We start from the raw sequence: 26,277 nt of genomic DNA on the forward strand, positions 1-26,277 counted from the left end.
ACTCTCGTGACGAGAGTGCTAACGCCATTATTGGCACTCGCACGGTGCGAGTGCAAGACAGCGGCGCGCCACGCCGCCGCGTATCGCGAGGGGCGAAACCGCGCACCGCGCGGCTCGCTCTAGGATGCGCGGTGTGATCCGCGCAACACCGTCGTGGCGCCCCCTCGCAGCCCTGGCCGGCTTCGTGCTGGTCCCTGCCCTCGGTCTGACCGCCGCGACCGCGGTCGCGGCGCCCTCGGGCGAGCACATCGACCTCTACCAGGACGGCGTCGCGGTGACGACCGGGCCCGACGGCGGCCCCGCGGTGCTGCGCCTCGCGCCCGGCGTCGGCGCGACGTACCTCGAGGGCAGCCGCGTGCTCGACCCGGCGGCGCTCGACCCCGGCGCGCTCGCCGCGGGCGTCGACCCCGCGGACGGCGAGGCGGACCGGCTCGCGCAGGTCGCCGGGGCGCGCCTCGACGCGACGGCGCTCCTCGACCCCGGTCTCGCCCACCAGACCGCCACCGCGTCGCGGGCCTGGCTCGCGTCCGGCGTCGTACCGGGTGCGGGCGGCCCGTTCGCCGCGCTCGGCGAGGCGGCCCTGCTCGACCTGCGCGCCCTCACGCTCGACGACGGCGCCGCCCTCGCCGCGCCGTCGCCCAAGTGGCGCTACGTGTGGCCGCGCGACGCGTCGTTCACCGCGGCGGCGTTCGCACGCACCGGTCACGTCGACGACGCGCGCGCCGTCCTCGGCTTCCTCGCCCGGGTCCAGGAGGACGACGGCTCGTTCCACGCGCGCTACCTCCCCGACGGGTCGGGCGTCCCGGACGACCGGGGCATCCAGTCCGACGGCGTCGGCTGGGCCCTGTGGGCCGCGGACGTCGTGCTGGAGGAGACGCCCGCCGCGGACCGCGCCGAGGTGGCCGCCGAGCTGCGCCCGCTGGTCGACGCCGCGACGGACCACGCACTCGAGCTCGTCGACGGCGAGGACCCGCTGCCGCCGCCGTCGAGCGACTACTGGGAGGTCGAGCCCACGTCTCTCACGCTCGGGACCGCCGGTCCCCTGCTCGCGGGCCTGGAGGCCGCGGCGGACGTGTACGCGGCCGCGGGCGAGGCGCCGCGCGCGCACGAGGCGACCCTCGCTGCCGCCCGCCTGCGCATGGCGGTCGAGCGCTCGTTCGGGTCCCAGGGCTACCCGCGCCACGTCACCGGCGGCGCGCGCGACGCCTCGACGGCGTTCGTGCTGCCGCCCTTCCAGCCGGAGCCCCTCGCCGGCGCGGACGAGGCCTGGCGCACGTCCGTGCGCGAGATGCTGCGCCCGGCCGGCGGGCTCGCGCCGGGCGCGGGCTGGCGGGCCGACGGCATCTCGTGGACACCCCAGACCACGCTGTACGCGCTGGCGGCGGCGTCGTCGTCCGACCCCGAGGACCGCGCCGACGCCGAGGAGTGGCTCCGCTGGGTCGACGACCACCGCACCGCGTCCGGGGCCATCCCGGAGAAGGTCCTCGCCGACGGCTCGCCCGCCGCCGTCGCGCCGCTGTCGTGGAGCTCCGCGCTCGTCGTGCTCGCGCTCGTGGAGCTCGGCGCCCAGGGCACGCCGGGCGGCGCGGGCTGACGCTCCTCCTGGGCTCTCCCGGTCCGCTGCGGCCGGCGCGCCGGGGCTACCGGGTGGTCGCGCCGCTCGTCGCGACGGGCCCCAGGTCGGGCGCGTCACGCACGTCGAACTCGCGCCGCAGCACCCGTTGCGCGGCGTACCAGCCCCCGAGGCCGTGCACGCCCGGCCCGGGCGGCGTCGACGCCGAGCACAGGTAGACGCCCTCCAGCCCGACGGCGTAGGGGTCGAACCGGGGCGTGGGCCGCGCGACCATCTGCCACATGCTCACGGCGCCGCCCGCGATGTCGCCGCCCACGTAGCTCTCGTCGTGCGCCGCCATCTCCGCCGCGGGCACGCAGCGCGACGCCACGACGACGTCCCGGAAGCCCGGCGCGAACCGCTCGACCTGCGCGACGACGTCCTCCGTCACGTCGCGCGTCGACCCCGCGGGCACGTGCGCGTAGGTCCACAGCGGGCGCAGCCCGCCCGCCCCGCGCCCGGGGTCGACGACGGTCGGGTCGCTCACGAGCACCACGGGCCGGGCGGCGTGGCGACCAGCCGCGACGTCGGCCTCGCTGCGCGCCATCTCGGCGCGCGTCCCGCCGAGGTGCACGGTCCCCGCGCGCCCCACCTCCGGGTCGGCCCAGGGCACGGGCCCGGAGAGCACGAGGTCGACCTTCGCGGCGGCGTCGCCGTGCCGGAACCGGCGCAGCGCATCCTCCGCACGCGGCGGGAGCCGGTCCGCGAACACGTCGGCGACGACGCGCGGCGTCGTGTCGAACACGTAGGCACGGGCCCGCGGCAGGTCGGCGAACGAGCCGACCCGGTGGCCCGTGACGACGTCGCCGCCGTGGGCGCGCAGGTCGTCCTCGAGCGCGGCGACGATCGCGCCGGAGCCGCCGCGGGGCAGCGGCCAGCCGCCCGGAGCGTGGCCGAGCGAGGCCAGCAGCACCGCCGTCCCGGCCGCGGCGAGCGACGGGAGGCGCGAGATGGCGTGCGCCGCGACGCCCGTGAGGAGCGCGCCGGCCTCGTCGGTGCGGAAGCGCCGCGTCCACGCGGGGCTCCCCTGCTCCAGCACCGCCGCGCCGAACCGGGCCGTCACACCGGCGCCGCTCGGCGTGAGCACGCGCCCCGGCACCGAGCGCTTGTCACCGAGAGCGACCGCGACGACGTCGCGCCACCCCTCGGCGAGCGGGCCGAGCAAGGCGCGCCAGGCGGCGCCGTCGACCCCGAGCCGCTCGACCGTGCGCTCGAGGTCGTGATAGGCCACGCCCGCACGACCCCCGTCGAGGGGGTGGGCGTACGAGACCTCCGGCGCGAGCAGCTCCACGCCGCGCGCGCCGAGGTCGAACGCCTCGAAGAACGGCGAGGCCCACGCCATCGGGTGCACCGCCGAGCACACGTCGTGCACGACGCCGTCGGCCAGCCCGAGGTCGAGCGTGCGGGCCCCGCCGCCCGACGTCGGCTGCGCCTCCAGCACGCGCACGGAGAGACCGGCGCGTGCGAGGGTCACGGCGGCGGCCAGGCCGTTGGGGCCCGAACCGACGACGACGGCGTCGAGATCCTCCGTCACGCGACCCTCGGAGCCGGGCTCAGAGCGGCCGCACCTGCTCGGCCTGCGGGCCCTTGCTGCCCTGGCCGAGCTCGAACTCGACCTCCTGGCCCTCGTCGAGCGTGCGGTAGCCGTCCGTCTGGATCGCGCTGAAGTGCACGAAGAGGTCCTGCCCACCCGCTGCGGGCGTGATGAACCCGTAGCCCTTCTCGGCGTTGAACCACTTCACGGTCCCCTGAGCCATGTACGTCTCCTCGTGCATCGTCGCCCGCGAGGCGACCGCCGCCCCGTGGTAGCCCGAGCCTAGCCCGCAGGCGGCGTGCACGGAAGGTCGAACAGCAGGTCGCGATTCTCGGACTCCGGGCCGAACGAGCAGGTCACGCGGGTGCTGCCCTCGGATCGCGGAAGCTCCGCCGGACCGGGCGGACGAACCGTCAGCCGACCGGGGCGAGCTCCGACTTGACGATGACGACGACGTCGCCGGAGCGCAGCGTCTGCTGACTCACCTGCTCCGCGGGGATGCCGAGGATCGCGGCGACTGCGGCTGCGCTGTCAGCGCGGTCACCCGCGTACCAGACCGAGGTCACCGAGACGGCGTCGGGATCACCCTCGTAGTCGGCCGCCTCGACGTTCGTGAAGCCCTGGTCCGTCAGCGCGTCGCGCCCCTTGCCCGCTTCACCGCCGATGCCGCTGGCGTTCAGGACGCGCACGCTCGCCGACGGGTCGGCCGCCGCCATGAGCGTCGCGAGGTCCGGGGTCTCGGGCGTCTCCTCGGTCGCGGGCGGCTCCTCCGCAGCAGGGGGCTCCTCGGTCGCGGGCGGCTCCTCCGCCGCGGGCGGCTCCTCGGCCTCCGCGGGCGGCGGCTCCGTGGACTGCGCCTGCGGCGGGTCCTCCGTGGCACCGTTGTCGGACAGCAGCGCGACGCCCCCGTACGCGAGGCCGGCGAAGACGACGGCGACCAGCAGGAACGGCCACGTCTTGCTCCACCCGCTGCGCGGCGTGCGGTGCACCCCCACGGGCGCACCCTGCGGCGCGGGCGCGTCGAACTCGTCGGGCGCGTAGGGGTAGCGGCTCTTCGTCACGGCGACAGGGTAGCCCGGTCGGGGCTCTCGGCTAAACGCCCTGTTCGCCCGGACTTCACGCGGTGCCCGTCGTCCCGGGTCAGAGGCCCTCGAGCCGGCGCGCCGTGCGCGCCCGCTGCCGGGTGGACCGCATCCGCCGCAGGCGCTTGACGAGCATGGGGTCGTGCGCGAGCGCGGCCGGGGAGTCGATGAGCGCGTTGAGCACCTGGTAGTAGCGCGTCGCGGACATGTCGAACAGCTCGCGCACCGCCTGCTCCTTGGCGCCCGAGTACTTCCACCACTGCCGCTCGAACGCCAGGATCTCCTGGTCCCGCTCGCTCAGGCCCGACGCCGGCGCCTCCGAGGTGGTCGGGTCGCCGACCGCGTCGGGTCCGTCGAGCACGTACGCCGCCTCGCTCATCGTTCCCTCCTGCACTCTCTCGTCACCGGACCTGCGCACTCCCGCGCGCGGCCGCCTCTCAGCCTACGCACGAACCACACCCGTGTCATTCGTCCTCGCCGCACGCTGCGGACGTGCCGAGGACGCCGGTTAGGCTCGGGGCCGTGGAGAGCGCACCCGCCCAGCCCGTCGCCGTCGACCCGGTCGCGACCGCCTCGACGGCCGACCCCCGTCCGGCCCTCGCGAGCATCATGGCGCCCGACTGGGCCGAGGCCCTCGCGCCCGTCGAGCCGCAGCTGCACGCGCTCGGCGACTTCCTGCGCGCCGAGGTGGCGGCCGGACGGGAGTACCTCCCCGCGCCGTCGGCCATCCTCAACGCGTTCTCGCGCCCCCTGGCCGAGGTGCGGGTGCTCGTCGTCGGGCAGGACCCGTACCCCGCGCCCGGGCACCCGATGGGGCTGTCGTTCTCCGTGCAGCCGCACGTGCGCCCCGTGCCCCGCTCGCTCCAGAACATCTTCGCCGAGCTCGCGGACGACGTCGGCGCCCCGACCCCCGCGAACGGCGACCTGTCCGCGTGGAGCGACCAGGGCGTCATGCTCCTCAACAGGGTGCTCACGGTCCGGCCGGGCGAGCCCGGGTCGCACCGCGGCCAGGGCTGGGAGGCCGTCACCGAGGCGGCGATCCGCGCGCTCGTCGCGCGCGACGCCCCGCTCGTCGCGATCCTCTGGGGTCGCGACGCCGCGACCCTGCGCCCGATGCTCGGCGACACCCCCGTCGTCGCGAGCGCCCACCCGAGCCCGCTCTCCGCGCGCCGCGGGTTCTTCGGGTCGCGCCCGTTCTCGCGCGTCAACGAGCTCCTCGTCGCCCAGGGCGCCGCCCCCGTCGACTGGACCCTCCCCACCACCTGATCTCCGCCCGCCCCGGCCCCCGGCCCGCGGCCGAGCAGGTGGTCCTGGCTCGTCCGCGCCGCGTGACGCGCCAGGACCACCTGCTCGACCCGCCAGGATCGCCGGGTCGACGGCACGCCGCCCCGCAGGAGCAGAATGGGGCGGGTGACGACGCAGAACCCGACGACCACTCCCCTGGCCGGTGACACCGCCGACGCACGCCGACCCGACGACCCCGCTCCGCGCTGGACGAGCTACGTCGCGATCGGCGACTCGTTCACCGAGGGGCTGTGGGACCCGTACCCCGGCGAGGAGGACCACCAGCGAGGATGGGCCGACCTCCTCGCCCAGCACCTCGCGGCCCGGCGCGTCGCCGCCGGCGAGGACCCGCTGCGGTACGCGAACCTCGCCATCCGCGGGCGCAAGCTGCGCTCGATCCTCACGGAGCAGGTGCCGGCGGCGCTCGAGCTCCGGCCGGACCTCGTGAGCGTCATCGGCGGCGGCAACGACATCCTGCGGCCGAACGCCGACGTCGACCGCCTCGCGCGCAACCTCGAGCACGCTGTCTCGCGCCTGCGCGGCGCGGGGATCGACGTGCTCATGGCGACCGGCTTCGACGCCTCGCAGTCGCCGCTCGTCGGCCTCACGCGCCCGCGCGTCGGCGTGTACAACGCCCACATCTGGTCGATCGCGCGCCGACAGGGCGCGTACGTGCTGGACCTGTGGGGCATGCGCGCGCTCCAGGACTGGCGCGTGTGGTCGGAGGACCGCATCCACCTGACGCCCGCGGGGCACGCGCGGGTCGCCCAGGCGGCGCTCGTCGCGCTCGGCCAGGCGCCCGACGACGCCGCGTGGGACGACCCGCTGGCTCCCCTCCCGCCCGCGCCGGCTCTCGACCGCGCGCGGCAGAACGCGCAGTGGGTGCGCACGCACGTCGTGCCGTGGGCGCAGCGGCGGCTGCGCGGGACGTCGTCGGGCGACGGGCGGCTCCCCAAGGCACCCGAGCTCCTGCCCGTCCCGCTCGCCGACCGCTGAGCGCGGGCGACCTCGGCAGCACCTGCCGAGGTCGGCTCGCGCGACCACCGATCCGGGCAGCGGCTGCCGACCGACTGCTGACCCCGCGGTGCGCACCGGCACGACGACGCCCCCGGCTCCGTGGAGCCGGGGGCGTCGTGGTGGAGCCGCCTGTCGGATTCGAACCGACGACCGTTCGCTTACAAGGCGAGTGCTCTACCGGCTGAGCTAAGGCGGCGTTCCCGGGGCTGCCGGGCGAGCGAACAGACTACCTGCTCGCCCGGCGCGCCCCGGCCGGCGGCCCGTGCCGGTCGGGGGCGCGGGCCTGGCCGATCGGGTACCGGTGCGGTGCCGGTCAGCCCTGGGCGGCGGTGACGGCCTGCGGGAGCGCGTTCGGGTCGCTCCAGTTGCCGTCCCACCGCTCGCCGTTGATCGTGATCGTCGGCGTGCCGAACCCGCGCTCGCCGTGCAGCGACGTGTCCTGGTTCACCAGGCTCGACGCCGTCGCGACCCAGTCGCCGAACGTCTCGACGGCCGTCCCGTCCTCGATGCCGGCGGCGACGTCGGCGGGCACGCCCGCCTGCTCCGCGATGTCGGCGATCTGGGCGTCGGTCAGGGTCCCGCTGCCCTCCTGGGGCTGGTTCTGGAACATCGCGGTGTTGAAGTCGTTCATCGACTCGGGCGCGCGGTCGGCGACCCAGGCCGCCGCGGCGGCAGAACGCGTCGAGAACTGCTGCGACTGCGCGACGCGGTCGAGGATCGAGATCGGGTGCAGCACGACGGTCACGTCACCGGACTCGCGGAGCTGGTCGAGCGTCGCGCCGTTCGTCTCCTCGAACTGGCCGCAGATGGGGCACATGTAGTCGAGGTAGACCCCGACCTCGACGGCACCCTCGTTCTGCGTCCCGGCGGCGCCGTCCGCACCGATCGGGATGCCGCCGTCCTCGGCGTCGCTCGTGGCGGGGCTCGTGACGTCGGCGAGGTTGCCCGCCGCGACGGCGTCGATCGTCTTGTTCCGGTCGTTCATGGCCGGGATCCACACGGCGAGGAACACGCCGACGAGGACGAGGACGCCCGCGACGAGCGCTCCGATCGTGATGAGGCGGTTGCGCTTGTCGCGCTTGGCCTGCGCCTCGCGCAGCGCGAGCGCCTCCGCGCGCGCGGCCTCGCGGCGCTGGGCCTTGGTCTGGGTTTCGTTGCTGGGCATGGTCGTCCTCCGAGGGAGTGGCCGAGAGCTGGGGATGTGTCGGGGTGCGCGCCGACGGGGTCGCGCGGGCGGTGCGTCCGACGGCGTCGTCAGACGAGCGCGACCTGCGGGGGCCCGCGCCGGGTGCGCACCACCGCGTCGGCGAGGTGGTGCAGCGCGGTGGGGACGGCGTCGGGCACCGGGCGCACGACGCGGCGCGCGAGCCCGACGAGCGACCCCGCGGGGCGCAGCGCCCCCCGGAGCACGGCGCGCAGCGCACGCCCGGCCCCGGTCACGACGGCGCGGGAGCGCTCGTGCGCGCGCCGCGCCCACGCGGAGAGCCCCCACGCGACGGCAGCCGCCGCCGCGTGGGCCACGACGACGGGCAGCGCGAGCGCGCCCACGACGGTGACCACGGCGGCCGGGTCGCCCCCGAGCGCGGTGCCCGACGGGCAGTCCGGCGCCTCGTGGACGAGCGCGAGGTGCATCCCGGCGGCTCCCCACATCCCCGGCACCGTCACACACTGGTGCACGACGGCGTACCCGCGGTCGGCGAGGTGCGTCACCACGGCGGCGAGGAGGGTGAGGAGCAGGAGCGCGGGGCCGAGCAGACGGCCGGCTGCGGGCACGACGGACGTGCGCGTCACGCCGCGCGACAGGGCGCGCGGCACCGTCGTCCGGAGCACGGCGCCCATCCTACGCGCGCGGCCTGGCAGCGGGCTGGGAAGGGCCGGTGCCGGCTCAGCGCAGCGACGGCGGGCCGGGGAACGGCCACCACGTGACGCCCGGGTCGCCCGCGAGGAGCACGAGGGTCACGACGGTGAGCACGAGTCCCAGGCCGGCGAGGACGAGCGTCCCCGTGCGCCCGGGGGCGAGCCGCGCCAGCGCGGTCCGGGTCCCGTAGCGCGTGAGGTGCGTCAGGGGCCCCACCCAGGCCAGGGTCACCGCCGCGACCGCCGCGAGGCACAGCAGCACGGTCGTCACGACGGGCGCGTTGCCGCCGTCGGGCCCCTCGACGACGACCCAGCGGTCGGACTCGAGGAGCCACCACCCGGCCACGACCACGAGCACCGCGGCGCACGCCGCGACCAGGAGGGACGGGAGCGCGCCGACGAGCGCGCGCACGACGTACCAGGGCGACGCCGCGACCGCGCGCACCGTGTCCCGGGACGAGACGCCGCGCCGCTCGCGCCGCGCGTGCAGCGACTCGGTCGTCACGCCGACGACGCGCGCGAGCACGACGAGCACCGACAGCACGACGAACGCCACGCCGGGGTACGTCGCGCCGAGCAGCACGAGCGGCACGGCGAGCAGGAGCAGCGCGGTACGCCGCGCGGCGGGCACCGGGCGCACGTAGAGCGGTTCGCCGTCCTCGCCGAGGGGAGGGGCGCCGAGGTCGTCCATGAGGTCGTGCCCGACGGGGACGGCCATCGTGCGGCCGTCGTTGACCTGCGCCTGCGACGTGGGCAGGGGCGGCGGCACGACCTGGGCCTGGCCGGTCCACGCGGACGCGCCGGTCCACGCCTGGGCCCCCGTGCCGCCGGGCACGACGGCGACGGGCGGCACCACCTGCGTCGGTCCGGTGGGCGGCGCGACCACCTGGGTCGCGGGCGCGGCGTCGCCCGTGTCGGCCGCGTGCCGCAGGGCGGCCACGACCTCGGTCGGCCCGAGGCGCTGCGCCGGGTCGGCGTGCAGCGCACGACCGATCGCGTGCGCGGTGACGGGCCCCAGGCCGGCGAGGTCGGGGCGTCCGCTGCGGGCTCGGGCGAGCACGACGTCCGTCGGGCGCACGCCGAACGGCGCCCGTCCGGTGGCGGCGTAGGCGAGCAGGGCCGCCCACCCCCACCAGTCGGTGTCCACGCTGGGGGCCGCGCCCTCGAGCAGCTCGGGCGCCAGGTACCCCGGGGTGCCCATGACGAGGCCCGTGGACGTGACGCGCGCGTCCTCGAGCCCCTGGGCGATGCCGAAGTCGATGAGCACGGGTCCCCGGGAGGACACCATGACGTTGCTCGGCTTGAGGTCGCGGTGCACGACGCCGGCCGCGTGCACGGCCTCCAGCGCCGCGGCGAGCTGGTCGGCGAGCTCGTAGAGGTCCCAGGCGTCGAGCGGCCCTCCCTCGGCGATCTCGTCCTCGAGCGTGGGCCCGTCGACGAGCTCGGTGACGATGAACGCGTCCGGGCCGTCGAGCTCCACGTCGAGGATCTGCGCGACGGCGGGGTGCCGCAGGCGCTGGAGGGCGCGGGCCTCGCGACGCAGCCGTTCGCGGCCCTGCGCGGCGGCGTCGAGGTCGACGTGCGCGTGCAGGAGCTTGATCGCGACGAGGTTGCCGCCGCCGTCGTGCGCGCTGTGGACGGTGCCCATGGCGCCGGACCCGAGGCGCGCGCCGATGTGGTAGCCCCCGACCTCGCTGCCGGGGGCGGGTCCGCGCGACGGCCCCCCGGCGACGTTCCGCGCCTCGACGCGCTGCGTGGGCTCCTCCATGGTGACAAGGTAGCGGCAGTGGACGGGCCGGCGCTGGAGGGTGCGGCCCCGACGGGCCCGGTGGGCGACCCGGCCCGGGGCGGCGTCCGGCACGCGACCGGCACCGGACGACCCGTCCACGCGCCCGACGAGCGGACTACCCTGGGCCGCCCAGGCGCGATTCATCGAAGCTCAAGGAGAGGTCCATTGACAGGCAAAGAGGGATTCGATCTCGTCGTGGTGGCCAACCGGCTGCCCGTGGACTTCACGGTCGGCCCCGGCGGTGAGATCGAGTGGAAGCGGTCGCCCGGAGGCCTGGTCACGGCGCTCGAGCCCGTCATGCAGGCGTCCGACGGCGCCTGGGTCGGCTGGTCCGGCGCGCCCGACCTGGCGAGCGAGCCGTTCGACGCCGACGAGATGCGCCTCGTGCCCGTGACGCTCTCGGCCGACGAGATCGAGCGGTACTACGAGGGCTTCTCGAACGACACGCTCTGGCCGCTCTACCACGACGTCATCTCGCCGCCCACGTACCACCGCACGTGGTGGGACGCGTACCGCCGCGTCAACCAGCGCTTCGCCGACGCCGCCGTCGCGCAGGCGGCACCGGGCGCCGTCGTCTGGGTGCACGACTACCAGCTCCAGCTCGTGCCGCAGATGATCCGCGCCCAGCGCCCGGACGTGCGGATCGGGTTCTTCAACCACATCCCGTTCCCCCCGCTCGAGCTGTTCCAGCAGCTGCCGTGGCGCCGCCAGGTGATCGACGGCCTGCTGGGCGCGGACCTCGTGGGCTTCCAGCGCGCAGGCGACGCCGCGAACTTCATCCGCGCGGTGCGACGGCTGCGCGCCCACACGACGCGCGGGCCGATCATCACGGTCCCGGGCGAGGACGGGCGCGACCGCCACGTGCGCGCCGCCGCGTTCCCCATCTCGATCGACTCGCGCCGGTTCGACGAGCTCGCCCGCACGCCCGAGGTCCAGCAGCGCTCGCGCGAGATCCGCGCGGACCTCGGCGACCCGGACATCATGATGCTCGGCGTCGACCGCCTCGACTACACCAAGGGCATCCGGCACCGCATCAAGGCGTACGGCGAGCTGCTGCAGGACGGCCGCCTCGACGTCGAGCACGCCACGCTCGTCCAGGTCGCGAGCCCGAGCCGCGAGAACGTCGACGCCTACCAGGAGCTGCGCGAGCACGTCGAGGGCGCGGTCGGGCGGATCAACGGCGAGTACGCGGAGATCGGGCACGCCGCGATCCACTACCTGCACCACTCCTACCCGCCCGAGGAGATGGCCGCGCTGTACCTCGCGGCCGACGTCATGCTCGTCACGGCGCTGCGCGACGGCATGAACCTCGTCGCGAAGGAGTACGTCGCGGCCCGCTCGGACGACCGCGGGGTGCTCGTGCTCTCCGAGTTCACGGGCGCCGCCGACGAGCTCTCGTCCGGCGCGCTCCTCGTCAACCCGCACGACATCGACGGGATGAAGGACATCATCGTCGCGGCCGCGCACATGGACCACCGCGAGCAGCGCAAGCGCATGCGCCGGCTGCGTCGCAAGGTCCTCACCGACGACGTCGCACGGTGGTCCGAGTCGTTCCTCGGCGTCCTCACCGCGATGCCGTCGCGCGTGCCGCGCCGCCGCCCGGAGGACGACGAGCCGGGCGCACCGCAGGACGCCCGCCAGGGCGCCGACGAGCCCGCGGAGCAGGACGCGTGACCGCGACGCACCACCCCGCGCCCGTGCCCGGGCCGGTCGCCGACGCCGTGCGCGCCTTCGCGGCGGACGCGGACGGCGCACCCGCCGCGCGGCTCGTCGCGCTCGACTTCGACGGCACGCTCTCGCCGCTCGTCGACGACCCGCTCGCCGCGCGCATGGCGCCGTCCGCCCGGGCCGCCGTCGACCGGCTGGCCGCCGCGCTCGTCGGCACGACGACGCGCCTCGCCCTCGTCTCGGGCCGCAACCTCGCGGACCTCGCCGAGCGCAGCGAGCCGCCCGTCGGCACGTACCTCGTGGGCAGCCACGGCGCCGAGACCGGGCACGTGACCGAGGACGGGCTCGACGCCGTCCCGCTCGACCTCACTCCGGAGCAGGCGGATCACCTCGCCGCGCTGCGCGCGGGCATGGCCGAGGCCGTCGCGGGGCGGGAGGGCGCGTGGGTGCAGGAGAAGCCGAGCGCCGCCGTCCTGCACACGCGGCTCGCCTCGGCGGCGGACACGCAGGCCGCGGAGGACCTGGCCGACGCGGTGGCCGAGCGGCTCGGGCTGCACGCGATGCACGGGAAGGACGTCGTCGAGGTCGCGGTCGTCGAGACGTCGAAGGGCGAGGCGGTGGACCGGCTGCGGGACGTCGTCGGGCAGGACGCCGGGTGCCCCGACGCGCGCACGCGCGTGCTCTACGCGGGCGACGACACGACCGACGAGACGGCGTTCGCCGTGCTCGGCCCGGGCGACCTGGGCGTCAAGGTGGGCGACGGCGACACGCTCGCCGCACAGCGCGTGCCCGACGCCGACGGGCTCGCGGCGGTGCTCGACCTCCTCTCCGACCTCCTGGAGCGCCGGGAGGCCTGACCCCGGGCGGGGTCCGCCGGGCGCGCGCCCGGCGGACCCTGCCGCCCGCACCGAACCGCTACCGGATCGTGACCGACGCTGTGACGAAGCACTCAGGACCGGGAGTAGGATCGGGTCACGATGACGTCGGGTCCCCTGCCCGTTCCGGAGGGGGTCCGACTTCTTCTGTGTCGTCGAAGACACGCTCGTCCGCCATCGCGAACAGCTACGTCGACGTGGCACGTCACTGCACAACGGATCGTCCGGCACGTACCTGCCGGTGGAGGGATGTACCAGTCATGGCTACGGTCACCTACGACCACGCAACCCGCGTCTACCCCGGGACCGAGCGTCCTGCCGTGGACCAGCTCAACCTGCACATCGAGGACGGCGAGTTCCTCGTCCTCGTCGGCCCCTCGGGCTGCGGCAAGTCGACCTCGCTCCGCATGCTCGCGGGCCTCGAGGACGTCAACGGCGGACACATCTACATCGGCGACCGCGACGTCACGGACGTCCAGCCGAAGGACCGCGACATCGCGATGGTGTTCCAGAACTACGCGCTGTACCCGCACATGTCCGTCGCGGACAACATGGGCTTCGCACTGAAGATCGCCGGCACGCCGAAGGCGGAGATCCGCCAGCGCGTCGAGGAGGCCGCGAAGATCCTCGACCTCACCGAGTACCTCGACCGCAAGCCGAAGGCGCTCTCCGGTGGTCAGCGCCAGCGCGTCGCGATGGGCCGTGCGATCGTCCGTCAGCCGCAGGTGTTCCTCATGGACGAGCCGCTGTCGAACCTCGACGCCAAGCTCCGCGTCCAGACGCGCACCCAGATCGCGTCGCTCCAGCGCCGCCTCGGTGTCACGACGGTCTACGTCACGCACGACCAGACCGAGGCCCTCACCATGGGCGACCGCATCGCGGTCCTCAAGGACGGTCTGCTCCAGCAGGTCGGCACGCCGCGCGAGATGTACGACACGCCGGCCAACGTCTTCGTCGCGGGCTTCATCGGCTCGCCGGCGATGAACATCGGCACGTTCGCGGTCAACAACGGCGTCGCCGAGGTCGGCCCCGCGCGCATCGCGCTCGAGCGCGAGACGGCCGCCAAGATCACCGAGGCCGACAACGGCAAGGTGACGATCGGCTTCCGTCCCGAGGCGCTCGACGTCGTGTCGCAGGCCAACGAGGCCGCGTTCCCGGTCGAGGTCAACATCGTCGAGGAGCTCGGCTCCGACGCGTTCGTCTACGGCACGCTCAAGGGTGACCTGGCCTCGCAGGCCGACGTCCACTCGGGCGCCGGCGACAACCAGGTCATCGTCCGCGTCGACCCGCGCAACGTCCCGGCCAAGGGCGAGCGCATCTACGTGACGATCCGCCCGGGTCAGTCGCACGTCTTCGGTGCCGCCTCGGGTCAGCGCATCAGCTGACACCTCGCACCACCGCCGCAGGGCGGGTCCTCCCGGTCGGGAGGGCCCGCCCTGCGGCGTTCCGGGCTCGCGACGGCGAGGCACGCTCTCTCGCCGACCCGCCGGGTCCGTGCCCTTGACAGGGTCATGGGGGACCTCAAGACTGCTTTTGCACACACGACGCCAAAAGTCGTCTGTTCGTCACCCAAATCGACAACGCTGTCAATTGGAGCCTCATGCAGATCCCGTCCCTCTCCCCGCGCGCCCGGCGCGTCGGCGCGGCGCTGACCACCGCCGCGCTCGTCGCGACCGCGCTCGCCGCCGCGCCGGCCGTCGCAGCGCCCGTCGGGCCCGCGCCGTCCTCGGGTCCGTCGACCACCGCCGCCGTCACGTGCGACGCGGACGACGGCCTCCCCGACGCCAAGATCTCGATCCAGCTCTACACGCACGTGGGCGAGCTCGGCGGCTCGGGGACGCCGTCCCCCGAGACGCTCGACCGCGTGCTCGGCGAGGTGGCCGCGGCCGGGTTCACGAACGTCGAGCCGTACAACCAGCCCTACGCGATGCCCGTCGACGACTACCGGGCGATCCTCGACCGGCACGGCCTCCAGGTGTCGTCGAGCCACGGCAGCACGGACCGGGCCACGTGGCCCGAGACGGTGGCGTACGCCGTCGCGCTGGGCCAGGACTACATCGGGACCGGCGGCATGGCGGGCGGCTACGGCACCTACGACGAGGCGGTCGCCACCGCGGCGTACGTGAACGAGCTCGGGAAGTACGCGCACGAGAACGGCGCGAACAAGATCGTGCTGCACAACCACCAGAGCGAGTTCACCACGCGGTACACCCACCCGGAGACGGGCGAGACGGTCAGTGCCTGGGAGGTCATCGAGGAGAACACCGACCCGCGCTACGTCACGTTCGAGCTCGACGTCGGCTGGGCCGCCGACGCGGGCCTCGACGTCCCGGCGTGGATCGAGGAGCACGGGGACCGCATCGAGCTGCTCCACATCAAGGACGCCGTGAACGTCGACGCGCCGGGCGACATGCGGCAGGTCGCGCTCGGCCGCGGCGAGCTCGACCTCCCGGCGATCATCGCCGCGGCCGAGCCCTACGTCGAGTACTTCACCTACGAGTGGGACTGGGCGCCGTCGTTCGAGACCTCCGCGGAGTCCTACCAGTACCTGCGCTGCTTCCGGTCCGACGACGGGGGCGGGGAGGAGGACGAGGACTCGCTCGCCCTGGGCCGGCCGGTGACGGCCTCCAGCATCGACGAGGCCGGCCACGAGCCCGAGAAGGCGGTCGACGGCAACGCCGGGACCCGCTGGAGCAGCGCGTGGAGCGAGCCCGAGTGGATCGCGGTCGACCTCGGCGCGAGCTACGACCTGAGCCGCGTCGTCGTCGACTGGGAGACGGCGTACGGGTCGGGCTACGAGGTCCAGACGTCGCCCGACGGCGAGACCTGGACCACCGTCCGCACCGTCACCGACGGTGACGGCGGGTTCGACGACCTGGAGATCACCGGGACGGGCCGGCACGTGCGGCTCTACCTCACCGAGCGCGCGACGCAGTGGGGCTTCTCCCTCTACGAGCTCGAGGTCTACGGCGCACCGGCCGGACAGCTCGACCTCGACGTCGAGGTGCAGGCCCGCTGCCTCGCCGGCCAGGCGTACGTCGCCGTCCGGGCGACGAACGGCGAGGACCAGCCCGTCGACGTGACGCTCGCGACGCCGTACGGCACCCGCGAGGTCGCCGACGTCGCCCCGGGCGCGAACGCGTACCAGTCGTTCGCGGTGCGCTCCACCTCCGTCGAGAACGGGTCGGTGACCGTCACCGGCACCGCGACGGTCGACGGCGAGGACGTCACGTCGACGGTCGAGGTCGACCACGACGCGGTCGCCTGCGCCTGACCTGCGGCACCTCGTCGCGGGGCGGGTCCGACCTCACGGGTCGGGCCCGCCCCGCCCGGGCCCCACGACCATGGACAATGGACCCGTGACGGTGCACAACCTGCAGATCACCGCGTCGGCCCCCGACCCGGCGCTCCTCGACCTGCCCTGGGACGTCCCGCTCGAGGAGTGGCCGGCGGAGACGCTCGCCGCCCTCCCCCGCGGCATCTCGCGGCACATCGTGCGGTTCGTCCGCCTCTCCGGGCGGGTGATCGCGATCAAGGAGATCGGCGAGACGGTCGCGTACCGCGAGTACGAGCTGCTGCGGCAGCTCCGGCGGCTCGAGGTGCCGAGCGTCGTCCCGGTGGGCGTCATCACCGGGCGCCAGGACGCGCACGGCGAGCGGCTCGAGGCCGTGCTCATCACCGAGCACCTCCAGTTCTCGCTCCCCTACCGCGCGCTGTTCAGCCAGTCGCTGCGGCCGGACACGGCCACGCGCCTCATCGACGCGCTCGCCGTCCTCCTCGTGCGCCTGCACCTCGTGGGCTTCTACTGGGGCGACGTGTCGCTGTCGAACACGTTGTTCCGGCGCGACGCGGAGACGTTCGCCGCCTTCCTCGTGGACGCCGAGACGGGCGACCTGCACCGCGAGCTCTCCCCCGGCCAGCGCTCCTACGACGTCGACCTCGCGCGGACGAACATCATCGGCGAGCTCATGGACCTCGCCGCCGGCGAGCTGCTCGACGAGGACGTGGACGAGGTCGCGATCGGCGACGCGCTCGTCGCGCGCTACGAGGAGCTGTGGGAGGCGCTGACGACGTCCGAGTCGTTCGACGCGAACGAGCGGTGGCGCGTCGCGGCCCGCATCGAGCACCTCAACAACCTCGGGTTCGACGTCGACGAGCTCGCGATCACGACCGACATCGACGGCACGACCGTGCAGATCCAGCCGAAGGTCGTGGACGCGGGGCACCACTCGCGACGCCTGCTGCGCCTCACCGGCCTCGACGTGCAGGAGAACCAGGCCCGCCGTCTGCTCAACGACCTGGACTCGTTCCGCGCGGCGGCCGAGCGGCAGAACGACGACGAGGAGTTCGTCGCGCACGACTGGCTGAGCGGCGTGTTCGAGCCCACGATCCAGGCCGTGCCGCGGAACCTGCGCCGCAAGCTCGAGCCGGCGCAGCTCTTCCACGAGATCCTCGACCACCGCTGGTTCATCTCGGAGCGCGCCGGTCGCGACGTGCCGATGGCGGAGGCGACGCAGTCGTACGTGGAGAACGTCCTGCGCCACCGCCCGGACGAGAAGGCGATCCTCGGCCTCGCACCGGGCGAGAAGGACCCCGAGTACTACGGCTGACGGACGCGCGTCGCCCCGCCGTCCGAGGACCGGCGGGGCGACGCGGGCACCGCGTGGCGTTGTGTGCTGCCGGGCGTGCCGGCGTCAGGCCTCGCGCCGCAGGCGCGCGACCTCGTAGAGCGAGATGCCCGTCGCGACGGCGGCGTTGAGCGACTCCGTGTCCGACCCGATGGGGATCGACGCGACGACGTCGCACGCCTCGCGCACGAGGCGGGACAGGCCCTTGCCCTCCGACCCCGCGACGACGACGAGCGGCTCGGTGGCGAGCTCGAGGTCGCCGATCGCCGTGGTGCCGCCCGCGTCGAGCCCGACGACGAAGCACCCCGCCTTCTTCAGCTCACCGAGCGCGCGCACGAGGTTGGTCGCCCGCGCGACCGGGACGCGCGCGGCGGCACCCGCCGAGACCTTCCACGCGGACGCGGTGACGCCCGCGGCGCGGCGCTCGGGCACGAGGACGCCGTGCGCGCCGAACGCGCCCGCGGAGCGGAGCACCGCGCCGAGGTTGCGCGGGTCCGTGACGCCGTCGAGCGCGACGACGAGCGGCGGCCGCCCCGACTCCTCGGCGGCGTCGAGCAGGTCGTCGACGTCCGCGTACTCGTACGGCGGGACCTTGATCGCGACGCCCTGGTGCACGGCCCCGTCGGTGAGACGGTCGAGCTCGGGCTTGCCCACCTCGAGGAGGTCGTAGCCGCGGCCCGCGACGATGTCGACGATCTCGCGCGTGCGGTCGTCGGCGTCGAGGCGCGACGCGAGGTAGACCACCTCGACGGGGATGCGCGCGCGCAGCGCCTCCAGGACGGAGTTGCGACCCGCGACGACCTCCTGGACCGACCCGCGGCCCTTGGGGCCGCCGCCGCGCGAGGCCCCGCCGCGCGACGTGCCGGCACGCTCGGTACCGCGCGCCGCGCCACCGCGCCCGGTCGCGCGCTTCTCGTCGGCCACCTTGCGCTTGTGCGCCGCGTGGTAGACGCGGTCCTCCGCCTTCGGGGTCGGCCCGCGGCCCTCGAGGCCCTTGCGCCGCTGCCCGCCCGAGCCGACGGTCGCGCCCTTCTTGCTTCCGGGCTTGCGGGTCGCGCCGCGTCGTTGTGAGTTGCCAGCCATGGTGTACCGATCGTGTCGTCGTTCAGGTCAGTTCAGGTCAGTCCACGTCGGGTTCGGCACCCGGCGTGCGTGTCTCGCTCCTGGCTCCAGTGTCCCCCAGACACCTCGCCGAGGGGGAACCGTGGTCATCACCAGGGTTCTCCGCCGTGCTGCCGAAGCCCCACCGCGCGCGTCGGCGGTTCGCTCCCGACCGTCGTCCGGTGGGCGTCAGGCGAGGGTCCAGCGCGCGCCGTCGGCCGAGTCCTCGACCGCGACGCCCGCCGCGGCGAGCCGGTCGCGGATCGCGTCGGCCGTCGCGAAGTCCCGCGACGCGCGCGCCTCGGCCCGCGCCGCGAGCTCCGCGCCGACGACGGCGTCCAGCACCGCCGCGTAGCGCGAGTCGCCGCGGTCGGCCCACTGCGCGTCGCCCGGGTCGAGCCCGAGCACGTCGAGCATCGCGCGCACCGCCACGAGGTGGTGGCGCGCGACGGCGTCCGCGGCCGTCGTCCGGTCCGCGAGCGCCGCGTTGCCCGCGCGCAGGTGCTCGTGCACGACGGCGAGCGCCGCCGGCACGTTGAGGTCGTCGTCCATCGCCGCGGTGAAGGCGGTCGGGAGCTCGGCGTCGCGCACGTCGTCGACCTCGCCCACACGCTCGGTCGCCCGCTCGACGAAGCCCGCCAGCCGCTCCCACGTCGCCTCGGCCTCGACGACCGTGGCGGGGGTCCACTCGAGCATCGAGCGGTACTGCACGGACGCGAGCGCGTAGCGCAGCACGGCGGGGCTCGTGGTCGCCAGGACCTCGCGCACGAGCAGCCCGTTGCCGAGCGACTTGCTCATCTTGGCGCCGCCCTGGGTGACCCACGCGCTGTGCAGCCAGTGCTGCGCGAACCCGTAGCCCGCGGCGCGCGACTGGGCCTGCTCGTTCTCGTGGTGGGGGAAGCGCAGGTCGAGGCCGCCCCCGTGGAGGTCGAACGTGTCGCCGAGGTAGCGGCGCGCCATCGCGGAGCACTCGAGGTGCCAGCCCGGACGGCCGCGCCCGAACGGCGTGTCCCACGACGCGGTCTCCGGCTCGCCCGGCTTGGGGGCCTTCCACAGCGCGAAGTCGCGCGGGTCGCGCTTGGCGGCGGCCTCCTCGGCGTCGGCGGGGACGTCGTCGGGCACGGGGTTGAGGTCCTCGAGGCGCTGGTTGGTGAGCGCGCCGTACTCGGGCCAGGACCGCACGTCGAACCACACGTCGCCGGGGCCCGTGGTGTAGGCGTGGCCGCGTTCGACGAGGCGCTGCATGAGCTCGACCATGTCCGGGACGTGGCCCGTCGCGCGCGGCTCGTACGTGGGGGGCAGCACGCCCAGGGCGTCGTACGCGGCGGTGAACGCGCGCTCGTACGTCGCGGCCCAGGCCCACCAGGGCTCGCCCGCGTCGGCGGACTTCGCGAGGATCTTGTCGTCGATGTCGGTGACGTTGCGGATGAGCGTCACCCGCGCGCCCCCGCGCCGGAGCCAGCGCACGAGCACGTCGAACGCGACGGCCGAGCGCATGTGCCCGATGTGGGGGGCGGCCTGGACGGTGGCGCCGCACAGGTAGATGCCGACCTCGCCCGGGGTCAGGGGGACGAAGTCGCGCACGTCCCGCGTGGCGGTGTCGAACAGGCGAAGGGTCACGCCGCAAGGGTACCGGGGACGCACCGTCGCGGCCGAAGCGGCGCCGGGGCGACTCCCGTCCGTCCTCGCCGCGTCAGCCGAAGCTCTTGCCCTCCCCGCGGTACGTCGGGACGACGTCGACCACCTCGTCGCCTCGCACGAGGTGCACGCGGTCGAACCGCTCCATGGCCTCGCCGGCCTTGCCGTGGCGGAACCAGACGCGGTCCCCCACGCCCAGGTCGGGCGCCCCGGCGGCCCCGCGCGACCGGTGCAGCGGCGTCTGCACCTCGCCCGCGCCCTCGCGGCCCGTGAGCGACCATCCCGGCGTCACGACCCGCGGCAGCCGGCTGCGGGTCGCCGGGCCGGACGCGACGTACCCGCCGCCGAACGCCGTCGCCCAGCCCGGGCCCGGGACGCGCACGACGTCGAGGCCGAAGAACGCCGACGGCCGGGGCCGGAACGCGCGGTACTCGTCGAACAGGCCCGGGACGTACAGGCCCGACCCGGCCGTCACCTCGGTCACGACCGCGTCGGCGGACGACGTCTCGAGCGACCCCGTCCCGCCCGAGTTCACGAGCTCGAGGTCGTGCCCGACGACGTCCCGCACCGCCGCGACGACCTCGCCGCGCCGCTCTCCCAGCTCGAGCACCGAGAGCCGCTTGACCGCGCGGACGGCGAGGCTGGAGTCCGGCATTCCGGCGACCTGCGCCTCGTAGAACATGAGGCCCCGCAGCGCGAGACCGGGCGTCGAGACGACCCGGGCGGCGAGCGACGCGACGTCGCGCGCACCGTGCAGGGGCGAGCGGCGCGTGCCCAGGTGGACCGTCACGAGACCGAGGCCCACGCGCAGCGACGCGTCCACGTCGAGGCACACCCGCACGGGCGGCTCGTCCCCGGCGCCGGTCTCGGCGAGCGCGTGGCGCACGAGCTCCAGGTGCGCGGCGTCGTCGACCATGAGCGTGACCTCGCGCCGGCCGGCCTCGTGGCGGGCGAGCGCCGCGAGCGCCCCGCGGTCGACCGACGGGTAGCCCACGAGGACGTCGCGGACGCCCGACTCGACGAGCCACAGCGCCTCGCGCACCGAGTACGCCATGACGCCCTGGAAGCCCCGCTCGCCCGCGCGCGCGACGAGCGAGCGCACCCGCACGGACTTCGACGCGACCCGCACGGGGACCCCGCCCGCGCGCGCGAGCAGCTCGTCGGCGTTGGCGTCGAACCGGTCGAGGTCGACGACGGCGAGCGGGCCGTCGAGCGCCGCGGTCGCGCGGGTCAGGCGGGCCAGGAGCGACGGCGTCGCGCCCCGCTCGTCACCGTCCTGCGGGCCCGCGCCCTGGTCCGCCCCCGGTGCCGTGTGGGTCGTCATGGGGAGAACGTACGCCACCCGCCGGGCGTGAGACAGTACGACCTGTGAGCAGCGACGACGCCCTCTCCTGGACCAACTGGGCCCGCACGGCCTCCGCGACGCCGCGCCGTCGGGCCTCGCCGCGCGACGAGGCGGAGCTGGGCGGCCTCGTCGCCCGCGCCGCGGCGGAGGGCATGCCCGTCCGCGCGGTGGGTGCCGGGCACTCGTTCACCCCGGCCGCGGTCACGGACGGCCTCCTGCTCGACCTCGACCGGCTCAGCCTCGTCGAGCGCATCGCGCGCGGCGGGGCGGACGGCACCGACGGCGACGCGATCCTCGTGACCGTCGGGGCGGGCATCCGCCTGCACCGGCTCAACGAGGCCCTCGCCGCCGCGGGGCTCGCGATGCGCAACCTCGGGGACATCGACCGGCAGTCGGTCGCGGGCGCGATCTCGACGGGCACCCACGGCACCGGGGCACGCCTCGGCGGCCTCGCGACACAGGTGCGCGGCGTCCGCGTCGTGGGGGCCGACGGCGAGGTGCGCGAGGCGTCGCCCGCGCACGAGCCGGGCCTGTTCGAGGTCAGCCGGCTCGGGCTGGGGGTCACGGGCATCCTGTCCGCGGTGACGCTCGAGGTGGTCCCGGCGTTCCTCCTGCGCGCGCAGGAGGAGCCGTGGCCGCTCGACCGCGTGCTCGAACGGCTCGGCACGCCCGACGACCCCGACGGGCTCGTCGGCGGCAACGACCACTTCGAGTTCTACTGGTTCCCCCACACCCGCCGGGCGCTGACCAAGCGCAACAACCGCCTCGCGCCCGACGAGGAGGCCGTCGAGCTCGAGCGGCTGCGCACCACGGGCCCCGGGCCGGTCGCGCGGGCGCGCACGTGGGTCGACGAGGAGCTCCTGTCGAACGGCGCGTTCGAGCTCGTGAACCGGCTCGCGACCGCGGTCCCGCGCGTCACGCCGCGCCTCAACGCCGTCTCCGCGCGGGCGCTCGCGCCGCGCACGTACGTCGCGCCGTCGCACCACGTGTTCGTCACGTCGCGCCGCGTCCGCTTCCGCGAGATGGAGTACGCCGTGCCGCGCGAGCACCTCGTCGACGTGCTGTCGAGCATCGACGCGTGGCTGGACCGGTCCGGCGAGCACGTGCCGTTCCCCGTCGAGGTCCGGTTCGCGGCGCCCGACGACGTGTGGCTCTCCACGGCCCACGGTCGCGAGACCGCCTACGTCGCCGTGCACCAGTACGCGCGCCTGCCGCACGAGCGGTACTTCGACGCCGTCGAGCGCATCGTCGCCGAGGTCGGGGGCCGCCCGCACTGGGGCAAGATGCACGGCCTGGCGGCGGACCGGTTCCGGGAGCTCTACCCGCGGTTCGACGACGCCGTCGCCGTCCGCGACGCGACGGACCCCGAGGGCGTGTTCGCGAACGGCTACACCGACCGCGTGCTCGGCCCGGCCCCGGCCGCGCGGCGCTGACCGGCGACGTCCCGGACCCGCCAGGGGACGGGACGTCGTCCGCCCGTCAGGGGACGGGCTCGGGACCGTGCTCCCGCACCGGCGAGCCGTCGGGCCGCACCATCATCGACAGCACGTACTCCGCGAGCGCGTGGAAGCTGCGGACCGCCGTCTCGTCGTCCTGCTCGACGAGCCACGCGATCTCGATCCCGTCGATGTACCCCGCGACGACCCGGGACAGGAACCCCATGTCCATCGTGTAGCTGACGTTCCCCCGCTCGGCCACGTTCTCGAGGAACCCGCGCGTCATCGCCCAGGTCTGCTCGAGGTGCGTGTGCGCGACGGAGCGCAGCGCGCGGCTGCGCACGCCCGCCGTCGCGAACTCGAACGTGAGGAGCCGCATGTGACGACGCGGCGTCAGCCCGCTCCACAGGCCGTCGGCGGCGGCGTGGGCGAGCGCCACGACGTCGCCCTCGACGTCGAGCGCGGACCGGACGGGCTCGGAGGCCACGAGCGCGAGGCTGTTGCCCATGGCCTGGAGGAGCTCGTCCTTGTCCTCGAAGCAGTAGTGCACGACGCCGAGCGAGACCCCGGCCTCGGCCGCGACGCCGCGGATGGTCACGGCCTCGACGCCCTCGCGGACGGCGATGGTCATCGCGGCGTCGACGAGCTGGGCTCGGCGTTCCTCGACGGACATTCGGTTCATGTGCGATTCATCCCATGTGTCGTTCTTGGGAAAGTCAAACACATCGATGCGCTTCCAGCGATCGTAGAGGCAGGTGGCGGGCCTGGCACGCCGGACGGGAGCGGGCGAGAATGACGAGCCGGACCAGCCCCGGCCCCACCCCCGACGAAGGACTCCCGTGCCCCGACCGCGCCTGCCCCGCTCCCCCTGGACGCTCGCCCTCACGGCGGCCGTCGCGCTCGCCCTCGCGGGCTGCGGCGGGCCCGAGGACGCCTCGGGCGGCACGGAGCCGGTCGTGCACGACGTCCCCGAGATCCCGGTCCAGGTGACCGCGCCCCCGGGCTGGGAGCGCGGCACCCGCGACGGCGCGTTCCTGCTGCGCGCGCCGAGCGGCACCGGTTCCGAGGACTTCCGGGCGAACGTCGTCGTCACCGGCAAGCAGTCGGCGCAGACCGTCGACGAGGCGGGCGCCGCGACGACGGCGGCGGTCGCCTCGATCCCCGGCTGGGTGCCCGACCCCGACGGGCAGGGCCCCACGACCCTCGCCGGGCTGCCCGCCTACCGCGTGGCCGGGACGTACGACGCGGCGGGCACCGCCGTCGCGCAGGAGATCGTGGCCGTGCGGACGGGCGACGGGCCGGGCGCGTGGGTCGTCGACCTCACGGCGTCGTACGCCGTCGACGACGCCGACGGCGCCGCGCAGGCGCGCGCGATCCTCGAGAGCGTCCAGGTCGCGCCCGCGGGCTGACGTCAGGCGGGCGGCGCGACCCGGACCACGAGGGCCGTGGCGACCGCCGCGACGCCCTCGCCGCGCCCGGTGAGGCCCAGCCCGTCCGTCGTGGTCGCCGTGAGGGTCACCGGGGCGCCCGCAGCCGCCCCGAGCGCCGCCTCCGCCTCCGCGCGGCGCGGCCCGAGGCGCGGCCGGTTGCCGATCACCTGGACGGCCACGTTCCCGATCTCGAACCCCGCGGCCCGCACCCGGCGCGCGGCCTCCGCGAGCAGGCTCGCACCGCTCGCGCCCGCCCACTCGGGCGCGCTCGTGCCGAAGTTCGAGCCGAGGTCGCCGAGGCCGGTGGCCGAGAAGAGCGCGTCCGCGGCGGCGTGCGCCGCGACGTCGGCGTCGGAGTGCCCGGCGAGCCCGCGCTCGCCCGGCCAGTGCAGACCGCCCAGCCACAGCGGTCGCTCCTCGCCCTCGGGCGCGAACGCGTGGACGTCCACCCCGACGCCCGTGCGCGGGAGCGCCGGGATGGGGCCCGCGGCGGCCGGTGCGGTGGTGGGCGTCTCGGCCGACGTCCCGGTGGAGCCTGCAGGAGTGGTCATCGGTCCTCCCGGAGCGTGAGCGCCGCGACCCGCAGGTCGTGCGCGGTGGTGATCTTGGCCGCCGCGGCGTCGCCGGGCACCACGTGGACCGGGACGCCGAGCGCCTCGACCAGCCCGGCGTCGTCGGTCGCGGCGACGGACTCGTCGTCCGCGCGGTGCGCCGCTACCGCGTGCGCGCGGGCCAGGAGCTCGCCCTCGAACCCCTGCGGGGTCTGGACGGCGCGCAGCGCGCTCCGGTCGACCGTCTCGACGACGGGCTCCGCGCCGGACGCGTCTCCCGCGCCCGCGGGGGCCACGCGCTTGATCGTGTCCGTGACGGGGAGCCCCGGCACGACGGCCCCGTGGCCCGCGCGCACGGCCGCGACGACGCGGCGGACCAGCGACGGCGGCGCGAGGGGCCGTGCGGCGTCGTGGACGAGCACGACGTCGGCGGGCACGTCGCCCTCCGAGAGGTCGCGGCCGGCTCGGAGACCGGCCGCCACGGAGGCCTGACGGGTCCCCGCGCCCTCGACCACCCGGACCGGCCGGTCGACCGCGGGGTCGTCGGCCAGGAGCGTCGCGACGTGGTCGCGCAGCCCGGGCGGCGCGGTCACGACGAGCGCGTCCACGACCCCGGACGCGCACAGCCGCCGGGCAGCGTGCGCCACGAGCGGGAGGCCGTCGAGCTCGACGAGGGCCTTGGGCAGGTCCAGCCCGAGGCGGGTCCCGGAGCCTGCGGCGGTGAGGACGGCGAGAGTCGGCACGCGCACACGCTACCGGGCACGACGACGGGGAGGGCGCCGTCCGTACGGACGGCGCCCTCCCCGGTGGTCTGTGGCGCTGACTGCGCGGGCCGCGGCCCGGGACGTCAGGAGGCGAGCACCTCGTCGAGGATCGCCTCGGCCTTGTCCTCCTCGGTGTGCTCGGCCAGCGCGAGCTCCGAGACGAGGATCTGCCGTGCCTTCGAGAGCATGCGCTTCTCGCCGGCGGACAGACCGCGGTCGGCGTCGCGGCGGGAGAGGTCGCGCACGACCTCGGCGACCTTGATCACGTCGCCCGACGCGAGCTTCTCGAGGTTCGCCTTGTACCGGCGCGACCAGTTGGTCGGCTCCTCGGTGTAGGGTGCACGAAGCACCTCGAACACGCGGTCGAGACCCTCCTGGCCGACGACGTCACGCACGCCGACGAGGTCGACGTTCTCGGCTGGGACTTCGATGGTCAGGTCGCCCTGCGCGACCTTGAGCTTGAGGTAGATCTTGTCCTCTCCGCGGATGGTGCGCGTCTTGATCTCCTCGATCAGTGCGGCTCCGTGGTGCGGGTAGACAACGGTCTCGCCTACTGTGAACGTCATCTGCAGATGTCCCCTTTCGCGGTGGTCCACCTTACCACGCGGAAGGGCGGAAATCCGAGCCCCTGCGCCCCTTGACAAGCCCGTCACCAGCACGTTCGCC

Annotated in this window: 24 protein-coding genes and 1 tRNA gene; 10 read left to right on the plus strand and 15 right to left on the minus strand. The window is 75.2% G+C overall.

The features are described 5' to 3' along the window. Nucleotides 1-133: 133 nt before the first annotated feature. On the plus strand, nucleotides 134-1,594 hold the full coding sequence (locus MT994_RS15980) for a glycoside hydrolase family 15 (protein WP_354807045.1): 1,461 nt from the start codon (nucleotides 134-136) through the stop codon (nucleotides 1,592-1,594). Nucleotides 1,595-1,640: 46 nt separating this feature from the next. Here the strand turns inward: MT994_RS15980 and MT994_RS15985 are convergent, their stop codons facing one another. From MT994_RS15985 to MT994_RS16000, 4 genes are all read right to left on the minus strand, one after another. Next, nucleotides 1,641-3,146, minus strand: coding sequence for an NAD(P)/FAD-dependent oxidoreductase (locus MT994_RS15985; RefSeq protein ID WP_354807047.1), 1,506 nt, complete (start codon nucleotides 3,144-3,146; stop codon nucleotides 1,641-1,643). A 19-nt stretch (nucleotides 3,147-3,165) separates the two neighbouring features. Further along, the gene (locus MT994_RS15990) at nucleotides 3,166-3,369 is read right to left on the minus strand and encodes a cold-shock protein (RefSeq protein WP_021482750.1); all 204 of its coding nucleotides are present in this window, start codon (nucleotides 3,367-3,369) and stop codon (nucleotides 3,166-3,168) included. A gap of 190 nt (nucleotides 3,370-3,559) precedes the next feature. Then, nucleotides 3,560-4,207 (minus strand): LytR C-terminal domain-containing protein, encoded by a 648-nt coding sequence (locus MT994_RS15995; RefSeq protein ID WP_061268034.1) that lies wholly within the window; start codon nucleotides 4,205-4,207, stop codon nucleotides 3,560-3,562. Nucleotides 4,208-4,286: 79 nt separating this feature from the next. Continuing rightward, complete coding sequence (locus tag MT994_RS16000) at nucleotides 4,287-4,607, minus strand: DUF3263 domain-containing protein (protein WP_021482752.1); 321 nt, start codon at nucleotides 4,605-4,607, stop codon at nucleotides 4,287-4,289. Nucleotides 4,608-4,834: 227 nt separating this feature from the next. Between MT994_RS16000 and MT994_RS16005 the strand changes: the two genes are divergently transcribed. After that, entirely contained in the window at nucleotides 4,835-5,494 is a 660-nt protein-coding gene (locus MT994_RS16005) for a uracil-DNA glycosylase (protein ID WP_354807083.1), read from the plus strand. Between the two features lie 174 nt (nucleotides 5,495-5,668). Continuing rightward, on the plus strand, nucleotides 5,669-6,508 hold the full coding sequence (locus tag MT994_RS16010) for an SGNH/GDSL hydrolase family protein (RefSeq protein WP_228485439.1): 840 nt from the start codon (nucleotides 5,669-5,671) through the stop codon (nucleotides 6,506-6,508). Nucleotides 6,509-6,649: 141 nt separating this feature from the next. On the opposite strand, the gene MT994_RS16015 is transcribed toward MT994_RS16010, so the two are convergent. The 4 genes from MT994_RS16015 to MT994_RS16030 form a co-directional block, all read right to left on the minus strand. Next, nucleotides 6,650-6,725: transfer RNA gene (locus MT994_RS16015), tRNA-Thr, on the minus strand. 117 nt (nucleotides 6,726-6,842) lie between these two features. Next, entirely contained in the window at nucleotides 6,843-7,694 is an 852-nt protein-coding gene (locus tag MT994_RS16020; RefSeq protein ID WP_021483591.1) for a thioredoxin domain-containing protein, read from the minus strand. An 89-nt stretch (nucleotides 7,695-7,783) separates the two neighbouring features. After that, the gene (locus tag MT994_RS16025) at nucleotides 7,784-8,359 is read right to left on the minus strand and encodes a hypothetical protein (RefSeq protein ID WP_354807048.1); all 576 of its coding nucleotides are present in this window, start codon (nucleotides 8,357-8,359) and stop codon (nucleotides 7,784-7,786) included. Between the two features lie 55 nt (nucleotides 8,360-8,414). Continuing rightward, nucleotides 8,415-10,154, minus strand: a complete 1,740-nt coding sequence (locus MT994_RS16030; RefSeq protein WP_211932935.1) for a serine/threonine-protein kinase — start codon at nucleotides 10,152-10,154, stop codon at nucleotides 8,415-8,417. A gap of 216 nt (nucleotides 10,155-10,370) precedes the next feature. Between MT994_RS16030 and MT994_RS16035 the strand changes: the two genes are divergently transcribed. The 5 genes from MT994_RS16035 to MT994_RS16055 all read left to right on the plus strand — a co-directional run bounded on the left by MT994_RS16035 (nucleotide 10,371) and on the right by MT994_RS16055 (nucleotide 17,328). Next, the gene (locus MT994_RS16035) at nucleotides 10,371-11,849 is read left to right on the plus strand and encodes a trehalose-6-phosphate synthase (protein WP_354807050.1); all 1,479 of its coding nucleotides are present in this window, start codon (nucleotides 10,371-10,373) and stop codon (nucleotides 11,847-11,849) included. Continuing rightward, nucleotides 11,846-12,700, plus strand: a complete 855-nt coding sequence (gene otsB, locus MT994_RS16040) for a trehalose-phosphatase (RefSeq protein ID WP_354807052.1) — start codon at nucleotides 11,846-11,848, stop codon at nucleotides 12,698-12,700. Before MT994_RS16035 ends, otsB begins: the two co-directional genes overlap by 4 nt. 278 nt (nucleotides 12,701-12,978) lie before the next feature. Continuing rightward, the gene (gene ugpC, locus MT994_RS16045) at nucleotides 12,979-14,103 is read left to right on the plus strand and encodes a sn-glycerol-3-phosphate ABC transporter ATP-binding protein UgpC (RefSeq protein WP_021483311.1); all 1,125 of its coding nucleotides are present in this window, start codon (nucleotides 12,979-12,981) and stop codon (nucleotides 14,101-14,103) included. A 215-nt stretch (nucleotides 14,104-14,318) separates the two neighbouring features. Then, nucleotides 14,319-15,992, plus strand: coding sequence for a discoidin domain-containing protein (locus tag MT994_RS16050; protein WP_354807053.1), 1,674 nt, complete (start codon nucleotides 14,319-14,321; stop codon nucleotides 15,990-15,992). Nucleotides 15,993-16,083: 91 nt separating this feature from the next. Further along, on the plus strand, nucleotides 16,084-17,328 hold the full coding sequence (locus tag MT994_RS16055) for a DUF4032 domain-containing protein (RefSeq protein WP_228485440.1): 1,245 nt from the start codon (nucleotides 16,084-16,086) through the stop codon (nucleotides 17,326-17,328). Between the two features lie 84 nt (nucleotides 17,329-17,412). Here the strand turns inward: MT994_RS16055 and rlmB are convergent, their stop codons facing one another. The 3 genes from rlmB to MT994_RS16070 form a co-directional block, all read right to left on the minus strand. After that, nucleotides 17,413-18,429, minus strand: coding sequence for a 23S rRNA (guanosine(2251)-2'-O)-methyltransferase RlmB (gene rlmB / locus MT994_RS16060; protein WP_354807054.1), 1,017 nt, complete (start codon nucleotides 18,427-18,429; stop codon nucleotides 17,413-17,415). A 207-nt stretch (nucleotides 18,430-18,636) separates the two neighbouring features. Beyond that, nucleotides 18,637-20,067, minus strand: coding sequence for a cysteine--tRNA ligase (cysS, locus tag MT994_RS16065; RefSeq protein WP_061269066.1), 1,431 nt, complete (start codon nucleotides 20,065-20,067; stop codon nucleotides 18,637-18,639). 73 nt (nucleotides 20,068-20,140) lie between these two features. After that, nucleotides 20,141-21,409 carry an alanine racemase gene (locus tag MT994_RS16070; protein WP_354807055.1) on the minus strand — a complete coding sequence of 423 codons (1,269 nt, stop codon included), beginning with the start codon at nucleotides 21,407-21,409 and terminating at the stop codon, nucleotides 20,141-20,143. A gap of 44 nt (nucleotides 21,410-21,453) precedes the next feature. Here MT994_RS16070 and MT994_RS16075 point away from each other — a divergent pair, with 44 nt between their 5' ends. After that, complete coding sequence (locus MT994_RS16075) at nucleotides 21,454-22,863, plus strand: D-arabinono-1,4-lactone oxidase (protein WP_354807056.1); 1,410 nt, start codon at nucleotides 21,454-21,456, stop codon at nucleotides 22,861-22,863. Nucleotides 22,864-22,909: 46 nt separating this feature from the next. On the opposite strand, the gene MT994_RS16080 is transcribed toward MT994_RS16075, so the two are convergent. Then, nucleotides 22,910-23,548, minus strand: coding sequence for a TetR family transcriptional regulator (locus tag MT994_RS16080; protein WP_081599891.1), 639 nt, complete (start codon nucleotides 23,546-23,548; stop codon nucleotides 22,910-22,912). A 157-nt stretch (nucleotides 23,549-23,705) separates the two neighbouring features. Here MT994_RS16080 and MT994_RS16085 point away from each other — a divergent pair, with 157 nt between their 5' ends. Further along, nucleotides 23,706-24,275 carry an LpqN/LpqT family lipoprotein gene (locus MT994_RS16085; RefSeq protein WP_354807057.1) on the plus strand — a complete coding sequence of 190 codons (570 nt, stop codon included), beginning with the start codon at nucleotides 23,706-23,708 and terminating at the stop codon, nucleotides 24,273-24,275. A 2-nt stretch (nucleotides 24,276-24,277) separates the two neighbouring features. Here MT994_RS16085 and ispF read toward each other — a convergent pair whose 3' ends face one another. The 3 genes from ispF to MT994_RS16100 form a co-directional block, all read right to left on the minus strand. Then, on the minus strand, nucleotides 24,278-24,775 hold the full coding sequence (gene ispF / locus MT994_RS16090) for a 2-C-methyl-D-erythritol 2,4-cyclodiphosphate synthase (RefSeq protein WP_354807084.1): 498 nt from the start codon (nucleotides 24,773-24,775) through the stop codon (nucleotides 24,278-24,280). 68 nt (nucleotides 24,776-24,843) lie between these two features. Beyond that, the gene (gene ispD, locus MT994_RS16095) at nucleotides 24,844-25,590 is read right to left on the minus strand and encodes a 2-C-methyl-D-erythritol 4-phosphate cytidylyltransferase (RefSeq protein WP_354807059.1); all 747 of its coding nucleotides are present in this window, start codon (nucleotides 25,588-25,590) and stop codon (nucleotides 24,844-24,846) included. A 104-nt stretch (nucleotides 25,591-25,694) separates the two neighbouring features. Beyond that, entirely contained in the window at nucleotides 25,695-26,177 is a 483-nt protein-coding gene (locus tag MT994_RS16100) for a CarD family transcriptional regulator (protein WP_031315710.1), read from the minus strand. Nucleotides 26,178-26,277 lie beyond the last annotated feature (100 nt).

The sequence above is a fragment of the Cellulosimicrobium sp. MI9406 genome (genome assembly GCF_040595865.1).
GTDB lineage: Bacteria > Actinomycetota > Actinomycetes > Actinomycetales > Cellulomonadaceae > Cellulosimicrobium > Cellulosimicrobium funkei.